Annotated in this window: 16 protein-coding genes and 1 pseudogene; 4 read left to right on the forward strand and 13 right to left on the reverse strand. The window is 69.1% G+C overall.

Annotated features, from left to right (window positions below; genetic code table 11):
* Positions 1-114: 114 nt before the first annotated feature.
* Positions 115-4,023, forward strand: coding sequence for a Pls/PosA family non-ribosomal peptide synthetase (locus tag ACQPZK_RS20680; protein WP_433534589.1), 3,909 nt, complete (start codon positions 115-117; stop codon positions 4,021-4,023).
* On the forward strand, positions 4,020-5,360 hold the full coding sequence (locus ACQPZK_RS20685) for a M1 family metallopeptidase (RefSeq protein ID WP_433534590.1): 1,341 nt from the start codon (positions 4,020-4,022) through the stop codon (positions 5,358-5,360). The genes ACQPZK_RS20680 and ACQPZK_RS20685 overlap by 4 nt, the downstream gene beginning before the upstream one ends.
* Positions 5,361-5,462: 102 nt before the next feature.
* On the opposite strand, the gene ACQPZK_RS20690 is transcribed toward ACQPZK_RS20685, so the two are convergent.
* From ACQPZK_RS20690 to ACQPZK_RS20710, 5 genes and pseudogenes are all read right to left on the reverse strand, one after another.
* Complete coding sequence (locus ACQPZK_RS20690) at positions 5,463-6,686, reverse strand: CehA/McbA family metallohydrolase (protein WP_433534591.1); 1,224 nt, start codon at positions 6,684-6,686, stop codon at positions 5,463-5,465.
* Between the two features lie 144 nt (positions 6,687-6,830).
* Complete coding sequence (locus ACQPZK_RS20695) at positions 6,831-6,980, reverse strand: TerB N-terminal domain-containing protein (protein ID WP_433534592.1); 150 nt, start codon at positions 6,978-6,980, stop codon at positions 6,831-6,833.
* Positions 6,981-6,989: 9 nt separating this feature from the next.
* Positions 6,990-8,303 (reverse strand): annotated as a pseudogene (locus ACQPZK_RS20700) (ISL3 family transposase).
* Between the two features lie 36 nt (positions 8,304-8,339).
* Positions 8,340-9,074: an SDR family oxidoreductase gene (locus ACQPZK_RS20705; RefSeq protein WP_433534593.1), complete on the reverse strand. Its 735-nt coding sequence runs from the start codon at positions 9,072-9,074 to the stop codon at positions 8,340-8,342.
* Between the two features lie 679 nt (positions 9,075-9,753).
* A complete protein-coding gene (locus tag ACQPZK_RS20710; protein WP_433534594.1) occupies positions 9,754-10,011 on the reverse strand; it encodes a hypothetical protein in 258 nt (85 codons plus the stop codon).
* A gap of 82 nt (positions 10,012-10,093) precedes the next feature.
* Here ACQPZK_RS20710 and ACQPZK_RS20715 point away from each other — a divergent pair, with 82 nt between their 5' ends.
* Entirely contained in the window at positions 10,094-10,270 is a 177-nt protein-coding gene (locus tag ACQPZK_RS20715; protein WP_433534595.1) for a hypothetical protein, read from the forward strand.
* Between the two features lie 5 nt (positions 10,271-10,275).
* Here the strand turns inward: ACQPZK_RS20715 and ACQPZK_RS20720 are convergent, their stop codons facing one another.
* From ACQPZK_RS20720 to ACQPZK_RS20740, 5 genes are all read right to left on the reverse strand, one after another.
* Positions 10,276-10,662, reverse strand: a complete 387-nt coding sequence (locus ACQPZK_RS20720; protein WP_139586411.1) for a hypothetical protein — start codon at positions 10,660-10,662, stop codon at positions 10,276-10,278.
* Between the two features lie 1,150 nt (positions 10,663-11,812).
* Complete coding sequence (locus tag ACQPZK_RS20725; protein ID WP_433534596.1) at positions 11,813-12,826, reverse strand: tyrosine-type recombinase/integrase; 1,014 nt, start codon at positions 12,824-12,826, stop codon at positions 11,813-11,815.
* Positions 12,816-13,118, reverse strand: coding sequence for a hypothetical protein (locus ACQPZK_RS20730; protein WP_433534597.1), 303 nt, complete (start codon positions 13,116-13,118; stop codon positions 12,816-12,818). The genes ACQPZK_RS20725 and ACQPZK_RS20730 overlap by 11 nt, the downstream gene beginning before the upstream one ends.
* 339 nt (positions 13,119-13,457) lie before the next feature.
* Positions 13,458-14,039 (reverse strand): hypothetical protein, encoded by a 582-nt coding sequence (locus tag ACQPZK_RS20735; RefSeq protein WP_433534598.1) that lies wholly within the window; start codon positions 14,037-14,039, stop codon positions 13,458-13,460.
* A gap of 136 nt (positions 14,040-14,175) precedes the next feature.
* Complete coding sequence (locus ACQPZK_RS20740) at positions 14,176-15,312, reverse strand: branched-chain amino acid ABC transporter substrate-binding protein (RefSeq protein ID WP_433534599.1); 1,137 nt, start codon at positions 15,310-15,312, stop codon at positions 14,176-14,178.
* 60 nt (positions 15,313-15,372) lie between these two features.
* On the opposite strand from ACQPZK_RS20740, the gene ACQPZK_RS20745 reads away from it, so the two are divergent.
* Positions 15,373-15,834, forward strand: a complete 462-nt coding sequence (locus tag ACQPZK_RS20745) for a COG4315 family predicted lipoprotein (RefSeq protein WP_433539256.1) — start codon at positions 15,373-15,375, stop codon at positions 15,832-15,834.
* On the opposite strand, the gene ACQPZK_RS20750 is transcribed toward ACQPZK_RS20745, so the two are convergent.
* The 3 genes from ACQPZK_RS20750 to ACQPZK_RS20760 form a co-directional block, all read right to left on the reverse strand.
* Positions 15,829-17,085, reverse strand: a complete 1,257-nt coding sequence (locus tag ACQPZK_RS20750) for a sensor histidine kinase (protein WP_433534600.1) — start codon at positions 17,083-17,085, stop codon at positions 15,829-15,831. The two genes, ACQPZK_RS20745 and ACQPZK_RS20750, sit on opposite strands and share 6 nt — an antisense overlap.
* Before the next feature lie 71 nt (positions 17,086-17,156).
* Entirely contained in the window at positions 17,157-17,822 is a 666-nt protein-coding gene (locus ACQPZK_RS20755) for a winged helix-turn-helix domain-containing protein (RefSeq protein ID WP_433534601.1), read from the reverse strand.
* Positions 17,823-17,848: 26 nt separating this feature from the next.
* Positions 17,849-19,501, reverse strand: a complete 1,653-nt coding sequence (locus tag ACQPZK_RS20760; protein ID WP_433534602.1) for an RICIN domain-containing protein — start codon at positions 19,499-19,501, stop codon at positions 17,849-17,851.
* Between the last annotated feature and the right edge of the window lie 105 nt (positions 19,502-19,606).

The following is a 19,606-nucleotide window of genomic DNA, read 5'->3' on the forward strand; positions in this document are numbered from 1 at the left end:
CCGTCCCTCCAACGGGGTGCGACGTAGCGTTGAGGACTGCCCAGGGCCGGTCCGCATACCGCACGCGTGGGCGACGCCGATCCACACGACGAAAATGGTGAACGCCGGGTGCCCGTGACGAGTGAACCGCAGGTGGTCGCGCTACCGCCGACAGCCAGCGCATCGACGATTCCTGCCGTCTTCCGATCCACCCCGGCCGCGGCCCGCCGCACGCTTGTCGACATCTTCGACGACACCGTGCGCATCCACGCCGACGCATGGGCGCTCGACAGCGGCGCCACGGCGCTGACGTACCGCGACTTGGTCGAGGAGGTCGCGGCCGTCCGGACGTCACTCTCCGAACACGGCATCGGTGTCGGCGACCGCGTGGGCATCCGGATCTCATCCGGTACGACGGAGCTGTACCTGGCGATCCTCGGTGTCCTCGCGGCCGGCGCCGCCTACGTGCCGGTCGACGCGGACGATCCCGAGGAACGCGCCGAGCTCGTCTTCACCGAGGCCGGGGTCGTCGCGGTGCTCGGTGACGGTTTGACAGTGTCGCTGCGCCACACCCCTGCGGGCCGGATCGGCCGGCCCGGTCCGGACGACGACGCCTGGATCATCTTCACCTCCGGCTCGACGGGCACCCCGAAGGGTGTGGCGGTCAGCCACGGCGCGGCGGCGGCATTCGTGGACGCCGAGGCGCGGCTGTTCCTCACCGACGAAGCCAGCGAGGCCATCGGCCCGCAAGACCGTGTCCTGGCCGGGCTGTCGGTGGCGTTCGACGCGTCCTGCGAGGAGATGTGGCTGGCGTGGCGGCACGGCGCGTGTCTGGTGCCGGCCGCGCGGTCGCTCGTGCGCAGCGGCGTCGACCTCGGTCCGTGGTTGGCCGAGCAGCGCATCTCGGTGGTGTCGACGGTGCCGACGCTCGCAGCCCTGTGGCCGGTCGAGGCGCTGGAGGAGGTCCGGCTGCTGATCTTCGGTGGGGAGGCCTGCCCACCGGAGCTCGCGCAGCGCCTGGCCGTCGAGGGCCGAGAGGTCTGGAACACGTACGGACCGACCGAGGCGACCGTGGTCGCCTGCGCCGCACGAATGACCGGCGAGGGACCGGTACGCATCGGGCTGCCGCTGGCCGGCTGGGAGCTCGCCGTGGTCGACGCCTCCGGTGCCCCGGTGGCGATGGGTCAGACCGGCGAGCTGGTGATCGGCGGGGTCGGGCTCGCCCGCTACCTGGACCCGGGAAAGGACGCCGAGAAGTTCGCGGCCCTGCCCGCGCTCGGCTGGCAGCGGGCGTACCGCAGCGGTGACATCGTCCGGGCGGAGCCCGAAGGGCTCCTGTTCGTCGGCCGCGGTGACGAACAGGTGAAACTCGGCGGACGCCGAATCGAGCTGGGTGAGATCGACGCTGCACTGCAAGCGCTGCCCACCGTCGCCGGTGCCGCCGCGGCGGTGCGCCGCACCACCGCGGGCAACCAGCTGCTGGTGGGGTACGTGGTACCGCACGACGAGGCGACGTTCGATGCCGCTTCGGCGGCACTGCGGATTCGCGAGCAACTGCCGGCCGCGCTCGTGCCGCTGCTGGCCGTGGTGGACGCGCTGCCGACCCGAACGTCCGGCAAGGTGGACCGCGCCGCGCTGCCCTGGCCGTTGGCGACCCCGCAGGAAACCGCGGGTGAGCTGACCGCGACGGAGGAATGGCTCGCCGACGGTTGGGCCGAGATCCTGGGCGTACGCCCCACCGAGGCGGACGCGGACTTCTTCACCCACGGCGGCGGCAGCCTGAACGCGGCGCAGCTGGTGGCGTGGATCCGGCGTCGACACCCGCACGTCTCGGTGGCCGACATCTACCTTCACCCGAAACTGTCGCGGCTCGCGGCCGTGCTCGACGCGCTCGACACCACCGCGGCGATGCGCCGGGACGTTCGGCCAACGCCGAGGCGCGCCGGGCTGATCCAGGCCGCGTTGATGGTGCCGATGCTGGCCCTGGTCGGGTTGCGCTGGCTGACCGTCCTGGCCGCCCTCGGCAACGTGCTCACCCTGCTCGCACCGGCGCCCTGGGCACCGGTCGTGTCCTGGTGGTGGGTGGCGCTGGGCTGGCTTCTGCTGTTTAGCCCTCTCGGCCGGATCGCTGTGGCCGCCGCAGGAGCGCGGCTGCTGCTGCGCGGGGTACGGCCCGGCAGCTACCCGCGCGGTGGCGGTGTGCACCTGCGGCTGTGGGCCGCCGAACGCCTCGCCGACCTGACCGGCGCCACCAGCGTCGCCGGAGCATCCTGGATGATCACCTACGCCAGGGCACTCGGCGCGCGGATCGGCGACGACGTCGACCTGCACTCCGCGCCACCGGTGACCGGTCTGCTGAAACTCGGCCGCGGTGCAGCGATCGAGCCGGAGGTCGATCTGTCCGGCCACTGGGTGGACGGCGACGTCGTTCGCATCGGCAGGGTTCGCGTTGGTGCGGACGCCCGGGTCGGATCCCGCAGCATCCTGATGCCGGGCGCGCGGATCGGTAAGGGCGCCCGGGTCGCTGCGGGGTCGACGGTGGCCGGGGCCGTGCCGGCGAACCACCACTGGGCCGGCTCACCGGCCGCCGCCGCTGGCGAGGATTCGGACGGGTGGCCCGGGCAACGTGCCCCTCGAAATCGGATGGGGGCACGCCTCTGGCCGTTCGCCTACGGGATCACCGCCCAGTTGCTGGGGCTGGTTCCGGTCGTGGCGGCCCTGCCCGCGCTTGCAATGCTCGGTTGGACGCTCGCCGTCCGACCGACGGTCGGCACGGTGCTGGCCGCCGTCGCGCTGGCTTCCGTCGCCTACGTCGCGGGCTATGCGCTGCTGGTACTCGGAGCCGTCCGGGCACTGAGCATCGGTCTTTGCGCCGGGTATTACCCCGTGCAGGGGCGGGTGGCGTGGCAGGTCTGGGCAACCGAGCGGCTGATGGGGATGGCCCGGGTCGGGTTGTTCCCGCTCTACGCCAGCCTCTTCACACCTGTGTGGTTGCGGCTGCTGGGCGCGAGGGTGGGGCGCGGGGTGGAGGCATCCACGGTGCTCGCGGTGCCGGCGATGACCACCGTCGCCGACGGGGCCTTCCTGGCCGACGACACCATGGTCGCCACCTACGAGCTGAGCCATGGATGGCTGCGCATCGCCCCAGCCCGCATCGGTAAGCAGGCATTCCTCGGCAACTCCGGAATGGCGGCCCCCGGGCGTTCGGTGCCCAAGCGTGGGCTTGTCGGGGTGTTGTCGTCGGCGCCCTTCAAGGCGAAGAAGGGCTCGTCGTGGCTCGGCGCGCCGCCGATGCCGCTGCGCCGGACCGTCGAGGCCGCCGACAACAGCCGTACCTTCGAGCCGCCGGTCCGGCTGAAGCTGGCCCGTGCCGCGATCGAGCTGTGCCGGATCGTTCCGGTGATGTGCGCAGGCGCCCTGGCGGTCGGCGTCCTGGCCATACTCGCGTTTGTCTGGCGGGCTGCCGGTTGGTGGGCTGCGGCGGCGGCGGCCGGGCCGGTGCTGCTGGCCGCGGCGATCGCCGCCGCCGCCATCGCCACGGCCGCGAAGTGGCTGCTGGTCGGACGCTTCCGGGTCGCCGAGCGCGCGCTGTGGACCTCCTTCGTGTGGCGCAACGAGCTCGCCGACACGTTCGTCGAGGTTCTGGCCGCGCCGTGGCTGGTCCGTTTCGCAACCGGCACGCCACTGCTCACAGCGTGGCTGCGTACGCTCGGTGCGAAGATCGGCCGGGGTGTCTGGTTGGAGACCTACTGGCTGCCCGAGTACGACCTGGTGCGCCTCGGCGACGGCGCGACGGTGAACCGCGGTTGTGTGGTGCAAACCCACCTGTTCCATGATCGTGTGATGAGCATGGACGAGGTGACACTGGGCGCGGGAGCCGCGCTGGGTCCGCACGGCATCGTTCTGCCGGGTGCGAGCATCGGGGCGCGGACCACGGTTGGGCCCGGTTCCCTGGTGACCCGCGGCGACGCCGTGCCGACCGACACCCGATGGTGGGGTAATCCGATCATGACCTGGCCTGCGCCCGCTTCGCGGCCGGCATGAACCCGAAGGCGTCGACGTTGCGCGGTGCCACGCCCGGTGCCGACAGCTCCCACGACTCGTACCTGCCCGAGCACGGCAACGGCGGCTACCAGGTACGGCACTACGACCTCGACCTCGACTACCGGGTCGTGTCGAACCGTCTCGCGGGCCGGGCCGACATCACCGCGGCGGCCGTGCAGACGCTCTCACGATTCACTCTCGACCTCGGTCGGTTCCGCGTCCACGACGTCCAGGTGGACGGGCGTCCGGCGAAGTACCTGCACCGGCCAGGCAAACTGCAGATCAAACCCGAGCGGCCGATCGACGCCGGAGACACCTTCCGGGTGCAGATCCGGTACGCGGGCAAGCCGATGCCCATCTCCGGCCGATGGGGCGAACTCGGGTGGGAGGAACTCACCGACGGGGTGCTCGTCGCCAGCCAGCCGAACGGATCACCGTCCTGGTTCCCCTGCGATGACCAGCCCGCCGCCAAGGCCACCTTCCGGGTCGCGGTCACGGCACCCTCTCCGTACATGGTGCTGGTGACCGGTGATCTCGTGCTCCAGCAACGGGGCGCGAGCGGCACGACCTGGGTGTACGAGCGGCGCGAACCCACCTCGCCGTACCTGATGAGCGTCCAGATCGGACGCTACGAGGTGGTGGACCTGGCTGCCGGTGCGGTGGTGCAGCGCGCCGCGATCCCGCCGGCGCTGCGCGGGAACGTCGCGCACGACTTCGGCCGACACGGCGAGATCATGTCGGCGCTGCAGCGGCTCTTCGGGCCGTACCCCTTCCGGGAGTACGTCGTCGTCGTCGCCGACGACGACCTCGACGATCCCGTCGAAGCGCAGGGCATGGCCGTCTTCGGCCGAAACCACGTCGACGGGCGGCGCACGCACGAGCGCCTTGTCGTGCACGAACTGGCCCACCAGTGGTTCGGCAACAGCCTCACGGTGGCGGACTGGCGGCACATCTGGCTCAACGAAGGTTTCGCCACGTACGCCGAGTGGCTGTGGTCCGGTGTCTGCGGTGACCTGTCGACAGACGCCCTCGCCGCACAGTGGTACGCGTGGGTCGCGGCCCGCCCGCGCAACGTCGTCGTCGCCGACCCCGGCGTCGACCGGATGTTCGACCCGCTGGTCTACAAGCGTGGCGCGCTCACGGTGCACGCCCTGCGGAAGAACGTCGGCGACGAATCGTTCTTCGCGCTGCTGCGAGCCTGGGTCGCCGAGCACGCACACTCGACGGTGACGACCGAGCAGTTCCGGATGCACGCCCAACGCTTCGCCCGCGAGCCCTTGGACAACCTGTTCGCCGCCTGGCTCGACAGCCCGGCGCTGCCTCCAGCACCTCGCTGACCACGCCGGATGGGACCACCTCCCGAAACCGGGTGTCGGTCCCGGGTAACCGAGACGGCCGCCTGCGGCCGCCCACCCGCGCCGGGACCGGCACCTCGTCGGTCAGGGTCGAAGCCACCAAGGGCTGGTGTAGGCAACGGCGAAGTCGTTACACGGGTGACCGGCTGGGCCGGGGGTGCCGTTGGGCAGGGACGGGTCGGAGATCCTGAGAACCACCCAGTCGCCGTCGGACACGTTGAGCGGGACGGTGAAATCGGTGACCTGACCGTTGACGGTATCGACGATGTCGACGACGCTCGGCGCCGAGGTGCCGGGACGCAGAACCTGAACCCGCAGGGGCTTGCCGTCCCAAGCCGAGCCACGATCCAGATCCAGCAGGAACCGGACGTCACCCGAGGCCACGTTCAGCACCCCACCCATACGTACACCATTGGCCGTGGCGTCTACCCGTAGCCCCGAAACGCGCGTGGCGAAGGAACGGCGGGCCGCCATCGCCTCGAGCACCGCGGCGCGGGTGTTCTCGGCGACCCACAGCCCGCTGCGACCCTTGCCCTCGTGAAAGCCCCAGGTGGTGCCGTGCTCGTCGGTGACGCCGGTCAGAGCCGGCCGCCAACCGGCGTTCAGGCACGCCACCAGCGGTGACGTCATGCCGGACGACCAGCCCTCGAAGAGGAAGTCGTCGGTGCGGTTGAACATCTCCAACCCCACGAGCTGCTCACGGACCGAGGCATTGAAGGAGAAATTGTTGAACCGGCCCGCCTCGCGACCGGGGTGGTTGAAGCTTGCCAGACCCCCGGGCCGGCCGGCGAGCCAGTTGTACAGGCTGCCAGGGCTGCCAGCCCGCAACAGGTCAGCGAAGTCGGAGGTGTTCCAGACGTTGATGTGCCCCTGCAGCGGATGCGACCACTCGAACCCGCGGATCGCGGTGAACTGACCCGGGTCGTTGGCCGCATTGGCCAGGTCACCGGTGGCCCGCCACTCGGACGAGCTGAGCCCATCAATGGAGAAAAGCGTCGCATGATCGGTCAGCGCGGCCACGTCGAGACCGGCCTCGCGCATCGAGGCGAACGCGGCCTCGGCGCTACCGTCACCGTCCGACATGACCGTGTGGTTGTGCATGTCCGCATGGACCAACGTCGTACCCTGGGTGATCAGGGACGACCGGCCCGCGCCAACCGCCGCGGTCGGGGCATCGGCGACCCTCGTGCCGGCCGCCCGCGCCGCGCTCGGCAGCGCGGCCAGCATCAGAGTTCCGCCGGCACCGGCCAGAAGCGCCCGTCTGCCGAAGCCTGCGGGGAGGACCTCAACCTGGCCGTACGGCACCACCTCGTCGTCGGATCCATGGTCGTGATGGCAGTGCTGTGGGTGATATCCGGTCATGCATATATAGGGGTTGATGGACCTAGCTGAGACGTCACACGGAGCCCTCGGTGAGACGAACAATGCAAGACGTCTCGTACCGCGTCCACCTCACCATCGATGGGACCTGTACGACGGCCAGTAGTCCAGCCCCTCCCCGTCCCAGTCGGGCCGAATCCTGTCAATCCGAAGCGTCGGGTCAATGAGCGCAGGCTCGGTCCCACCATTGGGAGCCGTCAGATGCCTGCCGACATAGATCAAACCGGCTCTTCACAGACGAAGGTGTAGTTGCAGCCTGAATCCACCGGTCTCGAGCAGGGACCTCGCGACGTAGTTGGCCAAATTACGGAATCCAAGGGCGGAGCCGCGGAGGTGCTCGAGCCGGCCGTTGATCGCTTCGGTGGGACCGTTGCTCGTGCCGGGTCGGTCGAAGTAGGCGAGCACATCGTCGGCGCGCTTCTTCAACGTCCGGCCCAACGTAACGACCTCGACGAGGGCCTGGGGGACATCGGCGCTGATGGACTCGATGAGCTTGACCATCAGCTCGCGGCCACTGCCCCGATGCTCATGCCGGTAGGCCTCGATCATCCGCTGGTAGATGCCCCAGGTTGCCTCGACCTCGACATGGGCGTCGTCAGCGAACAGCGCCGTGAGCCGTGCAGCCTGTTTGTCGGTGAGCAGCCCGACGCCGCTGTGCAACGTCCGACGCGACCTATAGAGCTGGTCGTCCTTGAAACCACGATGACCGTGGATCGCCAACTGCACCCGGCGCCGGCATCGGTCCAGCGCATCGCCAGCAAGCCGGACTACGTGGAAGGGATCCATCACCGCGACCGCTTCCGGGACTTCCTCGGCAGCGGCGGTCTTGAAACCGGTGAATCCGTCCATCGCGACGACTTGGACTGCGTCGCGCCAGGCGTCGGGACGACCTGCAAGCCAGGTCTTCAAAGTTGCTTGGAGCGGCCCTCGATCATATCGAGCAATCTGGCTGGGCCGTTGCCGTCGCGGACCGGAGTGAGGTCGATGATCACGGTGACGTACTTGTCGCCACGGCGAGTGTGGCGCCAGACGTGCTCGTCGACGCCGATGACCGACACATTGTCGAACCTGGCCGGATCGTTGATCAGCAGGCGCTTGCCTTCCGCTAGGACCGCGTTGATCGCGGTATTCCACGCGACGCCGAGCCCTTCAGCGACCCGGGCGACGGTCAAGTGCTGAACCACGATCCCTTCGAGTGCCCACCGCAGACCTCGGCGCGAGAGCTTCGACTGCGGCTCGGCAGCGAGACTGGTGTCTTGACGCCACACATGCCCACAGCCTGTGCAGCGGTAGCGGCGGATGGTGACCACCAGTGTGGTCGGCCCAGCCAAGAGGTTCGTGTGCGGGTTCTCGCGTGACGGAGTCCCGGGAAACGCCTGCACACCCGCAGCGGCGGCACCATCGGTCCGGCCCGACGACTCGGCATGCGAGGACAGCGCGATCGGCCTCGAAGCGCTGTCCGATCGCTTCGAGGCCGAGTTCGTCGAGCCGGCAAGATGTCAGATCAGGACCACCAAATGCGCTGTCGATGGTTGCCCCAGACACCGGCTTCGGATGGTGACGCGGCCTGATGACGCGGGCTTACCAGCTCACTGTCCCGTTGACGTCAACGAACGTCCCCGTGGCGCCATCGAAGGACAGGGCCGCGGCTTGGACGATCACCTCAGCAGCTTCCTCGGGCGTGGTAGGCGCCTGCTCCTTGTTGGCGGGGGTGAGGTCGGTCTGCACGAAGCCCGGACACACTGAGGTCACCTTGATCGGGGTGTCGGCCAGGGCCTTGGCTAGCACGATCGTGATGGCGTTTAGCGCCGCCTTGGAGGACTGGTAGGCCGGCACGACCATGGAATACCACGGGGAGTTGGGATCAGTCTGATGCGCCAGGGAGCCCACCGCGCTGGAGACGTTCACGATCCGACCAGCCGAGCTCTTGCGGATCAGTGGCAGGAATGCCTCGATCACGGCGACCGGGCCTAGGACGTTCGTCGCGTAGGTCTGTTCGAACATCGCCAGGTCGAGGGTTTCCTTCGGGTCGGCGTGGGTTGCCTCGGGCAGGATTCCAGCGTTGTTGACCAACACGTCGAGATGCCCGAACCGTTCCGACACGTCGGCAGCCGCGGCGCGTACCGAGGCGGCGTTGGTTACATCCATGGTGAGGTGGCTGACGGAGAAGCCCTCACGAGACAACCGGTCGGTGGCTTGCTGGCCAGCCTCCGTGTTGCGTGCGGCGACGATGACGTGGCCGCATTCGCGCGCCAGCCGACGAGCGGTTGCCAGACCGATGCCCTTGTTGGCACCGGTGACGAGCGCAATCTTCATAGTCAGAACTCCTCCGTAGACGCCATCGCGACCCCGTCGGGCGCCGCACGAAGAAGCACATCAGCCACCCGTCGCAAACGCTCGCGAGAATCGGACGTCACGATCTGAGGAGCTTGCTGCCCCGTTCCGGAGGCCTCGCTACACCCCCAAATGCGAAGAGCCGCGTTACAGCGAAGGCAGTGGCAAATCCCGTCTGGACGCCGATCGGGGCCGAGAGCGTCCAACACGGGAGGTCGCCACCCTTGGCTCACTGTGACGTCTGCTGTCTGCGTCTGAAGCTGGCGAAGATCAAGACTTTGCCGAAACATTACGGTGAAGAGACGTACGGCTTGTTCAGCTACGGCGCCCAGAAGGAATGCAATGGCTCGGGAACGACTCGTCACACTACGGATCGTGATATCTCAAGACAGTGCAGGGGTCCACGCAGCCGTCAGATCTGTCCATCCTGCCGTCGCACGTCCCGAACGCTGAACAGGAACGGCAAATCCCCGAAGCACCTCTCCCCCGACGGCACCAACTGTTCAATGTCCGAGGCGAACAACCGCAGATAGGATTCTGAGCAAGCGCCGCGCTTTACGGTCACGTTTCACGCGCTTTCGGCGAACAGGTGAGGATCCTACTTAAAGGCGTGAGCCATCGAAAGTGATCACATTGACCCGCCGCGCCGCCAGGGTCCGAATCATCCGAAAAGTTCGCGGATGACTCCCATTCCTCGTGGCGAGATCGCTTCGTCAGGGTAGAAGTCGGCGCACAGACGTATAGCGTCGTCCACCGTCGTTACCTTCGCCAGCGCCGCCAGGGTGCCAAGGTCGTCCACGTCGCGGGTTCGCGCCGCGAGCGCCTTCATTGCGAAGATGTGCTCCGGCGAGGCAGCCATCACGCGCAGGCCAGCGTGGTCGAAGACTCGCCGCTTGCCCGGGTCGTCCTTGCCGGACATGCACGCTAGCCTGCTCGTTGAGCCACCACGGCGGTAGGCCCAGTTCGTCGGCCACTGCACGCGCCTCATCGAGGACGACTCCGTGCGGAACGAACATCGCGTCAACGTCCCGGGTGACCCGCTTCGCGTCGTAGGCGAGCGCCATCGCGGCACCACCCACAATAAAGATGTCAGCGACGACTCCGCGGCGGACAAGCCGGTCGCCCAGGTGAGCGAAAGCGCGTTCGAGTTCCGCGCGCCCCATGAGGACGCCGTCTGATCCGCTCACGCCGCAGCCAGGTCGTGAACGGACAGGTACACACCGTGCTTCCGGAATGCAGCCGGGGCCCATGCCAGGGCGTCGGCCCGGTGGATGGCCAGTTCGGCCGGGAACCATGCCCGGCGCAGAACACGTGCGTCGACCCATGCGGGCGGGGCAAGATCTGCCTGAGCTAGCAGGTGCTCCGCGAGCGCGGCAAGCAGCGCGTCCCACCGTGGGTCTCCGGTTAGCCCGGGCTCATCTCGCAACAGGTCGACCCTGGTTTCGGCGGGTTCCCAGCGGTACTCCTCCAAAAACTCCCATACGAGTTTCCAGCGAGTCTGGTCGGTGTCCGCGGATGCCAGATGGGTGGCCAACCTGGCCAGACTCATCGGTTCGTAGCTGGTACCCATCGGGCGAGCCTCACCTTCGAACCGACGGCTGCATCCGTTGCAGACTATCGCGGCGCCGCCCGCGAACACTGCAAAGGTGAGGTGGCGATGGGTGCCCGATTTCGGGCCGCGCCCCTGCTCGGAGGGTTCACTCATACTGCCCGCACGGCCTCACCCTTGTGATCTTGGTTGTAGGCAGCGCAGTCTGTGACGTTGCCTGTCAACTAACAGGGGGTCCATGCGAGCGTGACTCTCAGTCAGGATGCGATCGAGAAGACGACGCAGTTGGTCGAGTTTCTCGCTGAGGTGACGGCCGCAGTCGAGCGGAACCCAGTTGCGACATTCTGGAAGACCCGGACGCTCCTGAACCCGTCATCCGGCTCGATGCCCCACCGCGGGGCGCTCAGTAGATGCGCTAGCCCTGCCGATGATGTGATCACCGGTGCCACCGGAGTTGCTGGACGAGTGGATCGACACGGACTCCATGGGCGGGTTCGCTGGTTCCGTACCACGCCTGCTGGACGCCCGACTGAGCGGCGCTGACAGTCGCGAGGCGCCGCCTGGGCGGATTGTGCGTGCTTCCGACGCTTGGGGTTGAGCAATGGCAGGCATGGCGCGACGAGGCTCGACGCCTGCACGCCGTTGGGCAGTGCAGCAGACCCAGGCACCCCGCCAGCAAGGGCGCTCACTGCAAACGGATGGGTCCGCCGGGAGTGAGGAAATGGCGCGGGCGACGCTGCGGAGTAACGGCTTTCAGCGAGCCGCACCAAGGTCGCTCGTAGCCAGTACCTTCGCTCCCGGCGGCACCGATCGTCACGTACGCATCGCCATTGTAGGAATACTCCCGCAGGAGGCGGGCTACGGCGCGGCGGGTTGATCTGTCGAGATCCCGCCACACATTCTATTAGATCATCTTCTATGGAAGTGTCAGACCCTGCTCCTACATTCCGAAGGTGCGTTCTGACGTTCGCGATCTTGGTGGGGGTTATGGCGGCGGGTAGGTCGAGCAGCAGGACCGGCTCTGGTGGCGGCAGGATCGCTGGCGTCGTTGGGGCAATGCTTATCCTTCCTGGCCTAGTGATGCAGCTGGCTCAGGACCATCCCGTCATCCTCGCGCTATTCGTTCTCACCATCGTGGCTGCGTTCGCTGGCGCGTTCTACCTCAAGGTCGTCAAGGCCCGGCGGCTGGATGGGGCTGGCCGGTCATGGCCGACAGCGCGATGGCCACGTCGTGCAAATCCGCCCTGATGTAGGTGGTGGTGGAGGAACAAGGACTGTCGGTGTGTCCGGCGTAGGCGCGGGCAATGCCGTAGCCGAAGTGCCGTTCCACCCAGGTCAGCGTGGTGTGCCGCAGCCAGTGGGTCGAGATGCCATGCACGGCTACCCAGGGCAGGCGCTCACCCAACCGTTTCCACAGGTGGTCGTAGCGGCGGCTGGTGATCGGTTGGCCGTTGCGCGCGCGCAGGAGCGGATCGGCCGGCAGTACCGCGCCGCGAGCGTCGGCGTGCTCCCGCAGGTGTCCGGCGAGCTCGAGGGTGATGGGCTGCCAGCGGACAGTGGATCCTTTCTCGGTGAGGCGGACGAGCCCGTTGGTGGTATCGAGGTCGACCAGCCGTAGGGCCAGGGCGCCGCCGCGCCGGCACGCGGTCTCGGTGTGCAGGCGCAGGAGCAGCGCGTCGAGGATGACGTCGTTCCCGCTGGTGCGCGCCATCGAGTTGATCTCCTCCAACTCGTGTGCGGTCAACGCACGGCGGGTGCCGGGTAAGCGTCGGGGTTTCGCGACGCGGTGCGCGGGGCTGGCGGCGGCGTCGATCAGCCCGTCGGCGATGGCACGTCGGTAGAACGCGCGGGCGGCGGCTATGAGGTGCTCGCCGGCGTGCCGGCCGTTGCGGCTGTTGCGCCGCGACACGGCGCTGGCGATCATCGCCTGTTTCAGGGCCTCGACATCACTGGCGGTGACGGTGTCCAAGGGCCGCTCGGGCCACGCGGCGGCTATCCGGTCCCAATAGGTGCCGTAGGTGCGGCGTGCTCCGGGCCCGGCAGCGGCGACAACACGGGGCAGGTATTCGGCGACCGTCGGCAGGACGGGCGGCGTCGTGGGGTGCGATTGCAGATCGGCCGTCGTGACGCCCAGGTGAGCCAGAACCTGGTGAGCGGCAGCGATGGCGGCGGGGTCAGCGGTCATTGTCGGCTCCCGCCAGGTGCGTGTGCAGGTCGGCGAGCAGGCGTACGACGGTGCTGACGGGATGCACGACGAGCAGGTCGTGCGCAACGATGGCGGCAAGCAGCACGGGTTGACCAGGCTCGATGCGGCACATGTGCCGGGCATTCGCCGGCAAGGGTAGGTCCCCTCGGCTGCCCACCTGGTGGAGGCCGTCGCTGGCCGAGCAGATGACGAGCAGGCCGTGGCGCGGCTGGATGTCGAGGCGGTGGTGCGGGGGCCAGCCCAGTGCGCGCAGGAGGTGCTGCGCGCTCACCCGGCCACAGGGTGCCGGAAGAGCCATCCCCAGCACCAGGCTGGCGTCGGTAATCGCCGGTGGGCAGACTCGGGCAGGTAGAGCGGGCATCGGCATCGTGGCTGAGCGGGGACGCGCGGGCAGGACAGCGGGTACGAGTGGACCGACGAGGTGTTCCTTCGGCCGGATATGTTTTGTCATGACCGCACAACGACATTCAGGCAGTACGTGACGACGCACGATTTTCTCGCCAGATCTGCGGTTGGGGCGGCCTCGGCCCTTCGAAGGTGTTCACTTCCTCGCCAGCTACGCCGCCAAGACCATCATCCTCACCTTGGGGCGAGCGGGCCCGGCCGCCGCTCAGGCGATCGCGATGGTGAGCAGACGGCGGACGTCGGCGGAGTTGGCGATGATGACGCCGGGGGGGCCCGGCACGGAAGGGTCCGCAGTTGCGGTCGCGAGCAGGATGTGGGCCGCCCGCCGCAGCATGTCGCCGGCTTCCGGAACGGGCGTACGCAGATGGAAGGCGCCGGTGCCGGTGGGGCCCCCGTGCAGCAGGAAGGCCATGCGCCACAGCGCAGCGGCCGCCGAGTGGTCGGTGGGGGTGGTTGAGGGATCGGTAAAGTCCTTGCGGTACTGACGCCACGTGCCGCTCAGCGCCCGCTGGACACGGTGGTAGTCCCCACGCGGGACGCCTATCCAGCAGTCGCCCGGCTGACCGGCCACCACCGGCCAGGTGAGACCGGTCAGGACGCGGACCAGACGACCGGCCACCAGGTCGTCGCCCGTGTAGGCGATCGGCAGGTAAGACGGACCACCGCGGCGTGCCGCTTTGTCGAGCTCGGCAGCCTCACCGCCGCGTGGGCGCAGGCACTGCCAGGCGAGCGTCGCTTCGGCGAAAGGATGTCGGCCCACGGTGCCTTGAGCCAGCGCGGACAGCACGCCGGCTACGCCGGCCCGCCGGGACGCGTCATCGGTACGAAGCGACTGGCCGGCGAGCCAGGCTCGGACGGGCGCGGTAGCAGTAACGGTAGCCGTGGTCATGGCAGCGGCCCTTCCTGGATACGCAGAAGAGATGTCAGGGGATAGGGCGTTCGCCCAGGATTTGGGTCTTGCGGACCCGGTAGGCCCAGACGGTGACCGACGTGGCGGCCAGCTCGCCGGTTGGGGTGAATGCGACCCTGGTGGTGATGCCGGGCTGGTCGTAGGTCGACACGTACGCGGCCATTGAGGAACGGCTCAGATGGTGTGAGCCGATTCCGCTGAGCAGGACGGTGGCGGCGTCATAGGCCTCGGCGCTGTAGGTGCCCGGGTCCAGTCCGTCGAACTCGGCCTGGTACTGCTTGATGAACGTGCCCGGCAGCGTCTCAGGGGGCCGGCACGGGCAGGTGATGACCGCTCCCTGGGCGGCGCGCTCGCCTGCCGTGAGGAGAAAGCCGTCGTCCTTGACGCCGTCGCCGGCGACGAAGGCTGCGCTCACGCGGGCCGCCCGTACCTGGCGGAGTAGGCGCCCGGCGTCGTCGTAGTAACCGCCGAAGAAGATCACGTCCGGCTCGGCCGCCCGAATCCGCGCGACCACGGCGGTCAGGTCTTCCTGGGCGGGAAGCACAGTGCCGGATTCGACGACTCGGTCCCCGAGGACGGCGATGACCTCGCTCGCCAGGCCGTGCCCGTACGCTCCGGTGTCGTCGATGACGAAGACCTTGCGCGCCCCGAGCACACCGGCGATGTACCGGGCGGCGGCCGGACCCTGCTCGGCGTCGTTTCCGATCAGACGGTGGAACGTTGTCCAGCCCCGCGTGCTGAGGCTCGCCTCCGTCGCCGACGGGCTGATGCTGGCGATGCTGGCCTGGTCGAGCAGCGGCACCGCCGCCTCGGACTCACCGGAGAAGGCCGGACCGACCACACCGAGGATCCGGGAGTCGGCCACCACCTGCTGGGCGGTGGCGGGCGCGCGCTTCGGGTCAGCCAGGGTGTCGAACGTGGCCAGCTGCACGCCGCAGCCGGGATGGGCGGCGTTGTACTGATTGAGGGCCAGCCGCACGCCGTGCTCGACGTTGCGGCCCAGGTTGGCCGAGGGGCCCGAGAGCGGCCCGAAGACGGCTATCCGGGCCTCGCACCGCGGCACGTCGACGCTGGAGGCGTCCTGCCGCTCGCTACAGGCGGCGATCGGCAGAACGAGTGCCAGGACTGTCAGTGCGGCCGCGCGACCCATGGCGCCTCCCGTACATGATGTTGTGAGACATCGTGGACGGAGAAGGATGATGTTTTCGTGATGCTCCAATGCCGCAGGTCGCTTCCGGTCGCCGTCGCCGCGATGCTGGTCCTGGCCGGTTGCGGCACCACAGCGCCGACCCCCGTGGCGACAGCGACCACGGCCGCGCCACGGGTCGCCGGCCTCTTCGCGATCACCACCCGGACCGAGGGGAACATCGTGATCGACGGCCGCGGTTACGCGCTGTACCGGTCGGTCGACGACAGTTCTTCGCCGCCCCGATCCGCCTGCACGGGCCCCTGCGCCGACCAGTGGCCGCCGGCGTCGTGGGCACCTGACCTGCGGTTGGAAGGGATCAACCGGGAGCTGGTCGGGACCTACCGGCGGCCCGACGGCCGGCTCCAGCTGACGCTGGGCGGGTGGCCGCTCTACGAGTACGCGGGTGACCGGACGCCGGGCGAGACGAACGGGCGCGGGCGCGACGGGCGGTGGTGGCTCGCGCGACCGGACGGCTCGTTATAGGTTCCCGCTGTGCCGAGGAAGGGTGAGCACCGCCAGCGTGCCGCCGGTGGGCACAGCCTCCAGCCTAAGGTGACCGCCGTGTTCCAGGCCGACCCAGGCGGCGATGCTCAGGCCGAGGCCGATCCCGTCGGCTGCCCCGGTGGTGAAACGGGCCGGGTCGCTGTCGCCGATCCCGGGACCGTTGTCGGAGATCCGCACCTCGCCTGGGCGTACGGTCAGGCGCAGGGCGCAGGGTTCGGCGCCGATGCGGCCGTGCCGCAGTGCGTTACTCACGAGGTTTTGCAGCGCTATCCGGATCAGCGTCGGGTCACCGTCGGTGACGGCAACAACGGTGTCGACGACAGCGGTGTGCGGCGGGGTGACCAGTTCGCCGACCACCTCCTCGGCCAACTGGTCGAGGCGGAACGGCTGGCGTTGCAGTTCCCGCAGACCGGCCACCAGGCGGGCTCGGGTGAGCAGCACGTCGACCGCTGCCGACAGCCGCTCGGCCGAGCCCAGCACCTGACGCAGGGCGTCCGGGGGTTTCTTCCGCTCCGGGTCGGTCAGCGCGGCCTCGGCGGTCGCCCGGATCACGGTCAGCGGTGTACGCAACTCGTGGGCGGCGTCGGCCAGGAAACGCTCCTGCTGGGTGAGTGCCTCGGCCGCCGGCCGGGTGCCACGGCGGGCCAGCAGATGGCCACCGAACCCGGCGACGAGCATGAAGACCACCCCACCGACCAGGAGCCAGGCGGCCAGACTCCGGTGGGCGCGTTTTCCCGGCCGTGGGTCGCCGACCACCACCACGGTGCCGGCGACGGCCCGCGTGACAGCGTGGCGGAACGGAACGGCTAGCAGGCGTACCGAATCGCTGTCCACGTCCGGCACCTGGAGCGTCCGGCCGGCACCGGTCCGCCACACCTCGCGGGCCGGGGCGAGCAGGTGGTGGGACGCGATGATCGGCAGCCCGGCCGGGTGGGCGAAGACCAGCGTCACGTCGGTGCGCATGCCCTCATAGACAAAGACGCCGGTGGAGCCCTGCCCGGCCGGGTCGGTGAAGAGGTTGTGCAGACGCAGCACGCCCGACTCGTACGTGAGCAGGGCGACCGCCGTACTGGCCGTCCGTTGCATCTCGGCGGTCTCCACCTGGGCGCGCTGCCGGCCGTCGATGACCAGGGCGACCGCGCCCATGCCGGCGAGCCCGGCCACGTTGAGCACCAGCAGCAGCACCGTCAACCATACCCGCAGCCGGACCAGCCGAGCGGCGGTCTGCAACGGGACCGGCCGGCGTCTGGATCCGGCGCTGGACGGCCTTCGCCGCCGGACGGCCGCCAGCAGCCGGGGAGTCACCGGGCGGACAGCAGGCGGTAGCCGGCGCCCCGCACGGTGACGATCACCGTGGGCTCACCGAGCTTGCGCCGCAGTTGCGCGATGATCACATCGACCACGTTGGACGCCGGATCGGCTGCCTCGTCCCAGCAGTGCTCGATCAGGTCGGTACGGCTGACCACGGACGGATCGTGGACCATCAGCATCTCCAGCACCGCGAACTCCTTCGGCGTGAGGATCTGCAGGACGCCGGCCCGGCGCACCTCGCGGCGGGCGACATCCATCTCGATGTCGTCGCGGCGCAGCACCGCAGGGTGGATCACGCCGCCGCGCCGGCACAGCGCCCGGACCCGCTGGATCAGCTCATTGGTGAAGAACGGCTTGGACACGTAGTCGTCGGCACCCGCCTCGAAGCCGTCCACCCGATCGTGCGGGTCGTCCAACGCGGTCAGCATGAGCACCGGTACGGTCATCCCCCGCCGCCGCCGGTCGTGCAACGGCCTGGCCGAGTCGCCGTCGGTCAGGATCCGGTCGAGGACAACGCAGTCGTAGGCATTGACGCTCAGGTTGACGTCCGCGTGCCGCCAGTCGGCGGCCTCGTCGACAGCGAGGCCGGCCGAGCGCAGGGCGGCGGCGACCGCCGCACGCACCTGCGCGTCGTCCTCAACGACCAGCACCCGCATCGCTCACCGCACCGCCGACGTGCGGGTCAGGACGCCAGCAGCAGCCACTTCTGATCCTCGTCCGTCTTGTCCAGGTCCCACTGCCAGACCAGGTAACCGTTCCAGGTGCTGCCCGCCATCGGCGGCTTCTTGTCGTCGCCGGACAGGTCCAGCACCTTGCCGGAGTGGCGGTTGGTGATCCACACCTTGCCGTTGCCGGCGTCCGACAACTTCCACTGGTGGTTCGGGTTGTCGGGCTTCTTGTCCGCGACCACCAGATAGGCCTGGTTGGACATGGAACCGTTCTCCACCGCCAGCGACTTGTGCAGGAAGTTGTTGGTGATGGTCACGTACCCGCTGACCGGAGCGGGGGCGATCCGCCAGTACTGGTCCTTGCCGTGCGTGTTGGCCCACAACTGCACCCGGGTACCGGACTTCGTCGCGGCCACGTCCGTGCCGGGGACTTCTACGATCGCCCCGGCCCAGGCGTTCTGGAGCTGGTAGGTCCTGGCCGGGTCGTACAGCTGCTTCGGCGCGGCGGGTGCGCCCGAGGGCGGCGGCGGCGCCGGCTGCCCCGACGGGGGTGGGGACGGGACTGCGGAGCCGGCCGGGCCGGACGCGGGGGGCGACGACGGGGCCAGCGACGGGCTCGATGCCGCGACTGGAGGTTTTACCTGGTTACCGTTCAGCTGCAGGACCTCCCGGTACATCGGCTCGTACGCCGGCACCAGGTCCGCCAACTGGGCGACGGAGGTGGGAGGCAGGCCCCCCGCCTGCCGGATCGTGTTCGCCCCCCACTGGAAGGCGCCCAGTGACAACCGATAGGGGTCGGCGCCGGTGAACCCGGAGAACTGGTTCGTCAAGTCGCACATCGCCGAGCCGAGCACGGTGATCGCGTCGGTCGGATTCCACACCGAGTCGCTCGGTCCGGCGTACTGCGTCCACATCTCCGGGCTGAACTGGGCGATGCCCTGGCCCTGCTCGGTACGCAGGTTGCCGTCGAAGTTGGAGGCCGCGCGCAACTGGGCGGCGATCCGCACGGGGGTAACCTCGGGGCAGACGCTGCCGGCCCGGTTGATCACCGGAACCAGAGCGGCCGGCAGCAGCGAGGTCCGCGCCGGGATGGAGACGGGTTTGGGCGACGACGGTCGGGTCGGCGACGGCGCCGCCTTGGGCGCGTTGGGGTCGAACTGCCGCTGGTCGGCATACCAGGAGGCGTAGCCGGTGGCGTCGTCGACGAACGTCTTCTGCGCGGCGGGAACGTCCTTCGCGTCGATCACCGCCTTGATGCCGCCGCGCTGGGCCGCGATGGCCGGGCCCCACAGGTCGCCCTTGAAGCCGGCCTGGCGCAGTTGGCCGACCATCTCGCAGGTCTCGTGGGCGAGCGCGAGGATGTTGTCGCGGGTGTCGTCGCGTTGCGCGTTCGCCCGCGGCTTCCACCGCGACCAGCGGCTGTCGTCCATCCCGGCGATCGCCGGCCCGGTGACGCTGGTGCTGAACCCGGTGAGGGCCATGAGCTGGCCGGCGACCCGCGGTGCGGTGAGGGTGGGGCAGGACGTGGCTGCGGCCACCACCGTCGGTAGCTGGCCGGCGGGCACCGGTTTGCCGGGCAGTTGGCCGGCGGCGGCGATCGCGGGCGGCACCTCGACGGCGACCCCGATGAGCAGCACCACCCCCACACCGAAGGCGGCGAGCTCCATGCGGCCACGTCTCTCACCGGTCAACAGGCGTGCGGCGCGTGTGAAATCCCCTCGACTCATCACGCTCGGCACGACGTACCCGGGCCCGGTGGCGTTCAGCCGGTC

Source organism: Micromonospora sp. CA-249363, from assembly GCF_050950185.1.
GTDB lineage: Bacteria > Actinomycetota > Actinomycetes > Mycobacteriales > Micromonosporaceae > Micromonospora.

Excerpts from the sequence above, each read along its gene's own strand:
- ACQPZK_RS20685 (WP_433534590.1), top strand. The coding sequence starts at position 4,020 with ATGAACCCGAAGGCGTCGACGTTGCGCGGTGCCACGCCCGGTGCCGAC.
- ACQPZK_RS20705 (WP_433534593.1), bottom strand. The coding sequence starts at position 9,074 with ATGAAGATTGCGCTCGTCACCGGTGCCAACAAGGGCATCGGTCTGGCA.
- ACQPZK_RS20710 (WP_433534594.1), bottom strand. The coding sequence starts at position 10,011 with ATGTCCGGCAAGGACGACCCGGGCAAGCGGCGAGTCTTCGACCACGCT.
- ACQPZK_RS20720 (WP_139586411.1), bottom strand. The coding sequence starts at position 10,662 with ATGGGTACCAGCTACGAACCGATGAGTCTGGCCAGGTTGGCCACCCAT.
- ACQPZK_RS20725 (WP_433534596.1), bottom strand. The coding sequence starts at position 12,826 with ATGACCGCTGACCCCGCCGCCATCGCTGCCGCTCACCAGGTTCTGGCT.
- ACQPZK_RS20740 (WP_433534599.1), bottom strand. The coding sequence starts at position 15,312 with ATGGGTCGCGCGGCCGCACTGACAGTCCTGGCACTCGTTCTGCCGATC.
- ACQPZK_RS20745 (WP_433539256.1), top strand. The coding sequence starts at position 15,373 with ATGCTCCAATGCCGCAGGTCGCTTCCGGTCGCCGTCGCCGCGATGCTG.
- ACQPZK_RS20755 (WP_433534601.1), bottom strand. The coding sequence starts at position 17,822 with ATGCGGGTGCTGGTCGTTGAGGACGACGCGCAGGTGCGTGCGGCGGTC.
- ACQPZK_RS20760 (WP_433534602.1), bottom strand. The coding sequence starts at position 19,501 with ATGGAGCTCGCCGCCTTCGGTGTGGGGGTGGTGCTGCTCATCGGGGTC.